We start from the raw sequence: 4,104 nt of genomic DNA on the forward strand, positions 1-4,104 counted from the left end.
CTCGTCGGTGGGGGCGGGCATGTCCGGTGCGGGTGCCTCGATTGGTGCGGTGCCCGGCGCGGCAGCCGATGCCGCCGCCGCCGATGACGCTGCCGTGGCGCCCACCGCACTGGCCGCGGCCGGGGCCGATGCCGCAGGTGCGGACGCCGCCGGTGCCGACGCCGTCGGTGCAGATGCCCCTGGCGCCGCGGGTGTCCCGGCGGGTTGCAGTTCTTCCAGCGCGCTGAAGCGCCAATCGGCATAGCTGCGGGCGCGCGCGAAGGCGGCGTAGTCCCGCGGGAAGCGCCCGCTCTTCAACGGCGCGGCGGTCGACCGGCTGTACACCCCGATGATGCGGCCCTGCGCGTTGCGCACCAGGCCCCAGTCGGTGGAGTGGGTGATCGGATCGTCGTAGACCTTGCGCAGGAAACGCCGCTTGGCGGGGCTGCGGGGGTCGAGCAGCAGGTCTTCCAGGGTCCGCGGAAAGCTGTCGCCGCCTTCGGCACCACCGGCGCCGAAGGCCGAGTAGGCGAGCAGGGCCCGGCGGATCTGGTCGCCGGCCCACAGCAGCTGCGCCTCGCGTTGGCGGCGCTGCACCTGGCTCCAGACGGTGGCCCCGGCGGCCAGCGCGCCGCTGGTGATGGCCACGGCCAGCAGGAGCGCCAGGTAGCTCACCCCGCGCTGCGTCGCGCGGGGCCTCACCATGTGTTGAAGGCGGTGCCGTCCCGGGACAGGGCCTCGGAGCCGCTTTTCACATCGTAGACCGCGCCCGATTCGGCGCTGGGTGGGGGCACCACCGTCCAGGTGGCGTTCGAGCCGGTGACCGGGTCGACGGGCACGCTGCGCAGGTAGCGCTTGGTGACCAGTTCGTCCAGCGTGGCCGGGTAGCGGCCCGTGTCGCCGTAGTGCTTGTCGACCGCGTCGCGCAGCAGCGACAGGTTCTGCCGCAGCGTGGCCTCTTCGGCGCGCTTGACGCTGCCGTAGTAGCGCGGCACCGCCAGCGCGAGCAGGGTGGTGATGATGGCCATCACCACCAGAAGTTCGATGAGCGTGAAGCCGCGGCGCATCAGTACTGCCGGTAGGGAATGCCGTTGAGCGACTCGCCCTGCGACAGCGAGTACACGTCGAACACGTCGCGGCCCTCCTGCGGCTGGTCGGGCGGGCTGTCGTAGCTGCGCTTGCCCCAGGTCTGCGCCGGCGGCAGCTTGGGGTCGGTGTGCAGCGGGTCGCGCGGCAGGCGGCGCAGGAAGTAGATGCGCGCACCCTTGGCGCCGCGTGCGTCGGGCACGCCGTCGACCAGCACGTCCAGGCTGGGCGGGTACCCGGTTTCGTCGGCCTTCTTGACGATGCGGCCTTCGTCCACCGCCAGCTTGTAGGCGTCGATGGCACCGCGGATGTCGCGCAGCGCTGCGCGCAGGTCGTTCTCGCGCGAGCGCTTGACGTTCAGTTCGGCCAGCGGCAAGGCCACCGAGGCCAGCACGGCCACGATGCTGGCCGTGACCAGCAGTTCGATGAGCGTGAAGCCCCGCGTCCGCCGGGGCGGCGGCAGGCCGGCGCAGTTGGCGGGACGCGTCGCGGTCATCGGGTGCCCCGGGTCATGGCTGCGTCTTCAGCTCCATCGGCACCGACCCTTCGATGGCCAGACGCTGGTTGGTCTCGTCGACGCCGACCATCGAACCGATCTTCAGCGAGATGCCGGCACCGGCCTTGCGCGCCTTCAACCGCAGGCTCAGTAGCGCACCGTCGCCCGCGGTGGCCTCCATGCCGGTGGCCCCCATCGTGGCGAAGACCGTGCCCAGACCCGGATCGACGCGCGGGGTGAACACCGCCGCGCCGCCGACCTTGGCGAAATAACCGCCATCGTCCACGGACAGCACTTCGAGCAGTTCCGGGTCGTAGCGCAACTGCACCGAGGCCCCCTTGACCAGCGCGGCGCTCCTGGCGTTGAGCCGCACGGTGAACTCTTCGCCGGCCTTGACCGACGCCGGCCCCTGCCAGCTGAGCACAAGCGGCTTGGCCGGAGGCTCGACGACGGTCAGCGTGGTCGGGGTGCCGGGCGGTGTGGCCGCGGACGCGCCAGCGCCGGGTGGCGGCAGCGCTGGCCTGGCGGCGGCCGCGCCAGCCGGCTCGGCCAGCGGCTGGACGAAGGGCGAGCCCGTGCGCACCACGGCTTCCGTGCCCGACCAGAACTCGGCCGCGGTGGCATCGAGGCGATCGAAACCGCGCACCAGCTGCGGCGTGATGAGCAGCACCAGCTCGCGGCTGCGGCGCTCGGTGCGCTGGTTGCCGAAGATGCGGTCCAGGCCCGGCACTTCGCCGACGAAAGGCAGGCCGCCCCCGGACTTGCTGTCGTCGTCGCGGATCAGGCCCATCAGCGCCTGGGTTTCGCCGTCGCGCAGGCGCAGCACGGTGGTGGCATTGCGCGTGCCCACCGGGTAGGCCACCGTGCCGGCGCGGGTGGTGGTGGGCTCGCCCAGCGTGGAGACGTCGAGGTTGATCTTGATGGCCACGCTGTCGTCGGCATGCACGGTGGGCTCGGCCTCGATCTTGATGCCGACATCGAGGTACTGGATCTGCTCGGTGGTCACCGGCGCGCCGTTGGCGCCGCCGGTGGTGCCGACGATGGTGCTCGAGATCACCGGGATGCGGTCGCCCACGTGAACCCGCGCCTTGTCGCGGCTGCGCACGCGCATGCGCGGGTTGGCCAGGGTGCGGGTGTCGCCGTCGGTGCGCAGCAGCTTGAGCTTGAAGCCGGTGTCGACGTCGATCGTCGATCGGCTGAAATCGCCGATCTGCGACAGCTTGCCACCGCCGAAGGCCGGGCCGACGAGTTCGGTGGGGTAGGTGATGCCGAGGTCGCGGACCTTGTTGCGCGAGACCTCGAGGATCTCGAGCTCGAGCACGACCTCGGGATCGGGAATGTCCTGCGCCGCGACCAGCTTCTCGGCGGCCCGGATGGCGTCCGGCGTGTCGCGCATGATGATCGAGCTGCTGCGCTCGTCGACGTACAGGTCTTTCGACTTCAGCATCGTGCGCAGCAGGTTGAGCGTCAGCTTCGGGTCGGCGTGCGACAGGCGGAAGGTGCGCATCACCAGTTCCTGGTGCTCGCGCAGTTTCTGCGGCGTGTTCGGGTAGATGAGGATGGTGTTCTCGGTGAGCACCTTCTTCTCGAGCTGGTTGTTCTGCAGGATCAGGTCGAGCGCGTCCTCGACGCGCACATTGCGCACGAAGATCGAGGCCTTGAGGTCGGCCCGGATGTCGCGGTCGAGCAGGAAGTTGATGCCCGCGGACTTGGCCAGCGCCTCCATCAGCAGCTTCAGCGGCGCGTCGCGGAACTCGAGGTTGACGGGGCTCTGCAGCTTGGACTTGAGCACCGGCACCGTGAGCGCCTTCTTGCGCTCCAGGTCGCGCAGTTCGCGGTCCAGCTCGCGTGCCTGCGGGTGGCTGGCGTTCTCGGCCAGGATGGCCTTGACCATCAGGTCGGCACTGACCGCGTCGCCGGCGGCCAGCCGGGCGCGGGCGTCGGTGGCCAGCACCTGGTGGCGACGGCCGGTGTCGACGGCGGCCAGGCCGGCCGCGGCACGCTCGTGGGTGGCGTCCACGGCCAGGGCCTGCCGGAAGCCCGCCGCCGCGGCATCCAGCCGTCCGGCGACGAGCTGCGCCGCGGCCGAGCCGACCAGCCGGTTGACGACCTGTTCTCGCGCCCTGAGGTACTGGATGCGGCGCTCCACGTCGGCCGGCCGCTCGCGCAGGGCCTGCTCGAAGCCGGCGAGGCCTTGCTCGTATCGGCCCTGGTCGATCAGGGCCTGGCTGTCTTCGGGGCGGAAGGTCGAGCAACCGACCCCCAGTGCCGTCGCCAGCCCCAGCATGGCCCAATGGGTGGCGCGTGTCACGGTGAACCTCCGATGGCGAGTGACTGCCGCTTCTGCAGCGGCAGGTAGGTGAAGCGCAACTGGCCGGCCTCGAGGCCGTCGATGCGGTAGGTGGCGTCGATGACGTCGCCGGTGGCGGCCACCACCAGGCGCTCGCCCTGCAGCAGGTACCACAGCGTGCGGGTGGCCGATTCGTCGAGCTTGCCCATGTACTTGAAGGGCAGCGGTGGCGCCTCGGGCGGCGGTGGTGGCG

At 71.1% G+C, this 4,104-nt stretch carries 4 protein-coding genes and 1 pseudogene; all 5 read right to left on the reverse strand.

The window, feature by feature from the left end; translation table 11 throughout:
• On the reverse strand, positions 1-684 hold a 684-nt coding region (locus EOINJALH_RS00605; protein ID WP_199873106.1), incomplete at its 3' end, for a type II secretion system protein.
• Positions 678-1,046 (reverse strand): type II secretion system protein, encoded by a 369-nt coding sequence (locus tag EOINJALH_RS00610; RefSeq protein WP_088278374.1) that lies wholly within the window; start codon positions 1,044-1,046, stop codon positions 678-680. The genes EOINJALH_RS00605 and EOINJALH_RS00610, both read right to left, overlap by 7 nt.
• Positions 1,046-1,561 carry a type II secretion system protein gene (locus tag EOINJALH_RS00615; protein WP_088278375.1) on the reverse strand — a complete coding sequence of 172 codons (516 nt, stop codon included), beginning with the start codon at positions 1,559-1,561 and terminating at the stop codon, positions 1,046-1,048. The genes EOINJALH_RS00610 and EOINJALH_RS00615 overlap by 1 nt, the downstream gene beginning before the upstream one ends.
• 13 nt (positions 1,562-1,574) lie before the next feature.
• Positions 1,575-3,872: a secretin and TonB N-terminal domain-containing protein gene (locus tag EOINJALH_RS00620; protein ID WP_234413585.1), complete on the reverse strand. Its 2,298-nt coding sequence runs from the start codon at positions 3,870-3,872 to the stop codon at positions 1,575-1,577.
• Positions 3,869-4,104 (reverse strand): annotated as a pseudogene (locus EOINJALH_RS31530) (secretion system X translation initiation factor); the annotation flags it as partial. The gene EOINJALH_RS00620 and the pseudogene EOINJALH_RS31530, both read right to left, overlap by 4 nt.

It is taken from the genome of Ideonella sp. A 288, from assembly GCF_002198735.1.
Lineage (GTDB): Bacteria > Pseudomonadota > Gammaproteobacteria > Burkholderiales > Burkholderiaceae_C > Pseudaquabacterium.

Bases quoted from the DNA above. Each gene is read 5' to 3' on its own strand.
- EOINJALH_RS00610 (WP_088278374.1), bottom strand. From the start codon at position 1,046: ATGCGCCGCGGCTTCACGCTCATCGAACTTCTGGTGGTGATGGCCATC.
- EOINJALH_RS00615 (WP_088278375.1), bottom strand. From the start codon at position 1,561: ATGACCGCGACGCGTCCCGCCAACTGCGCCGGCCTGCCGCCGCCCCGG.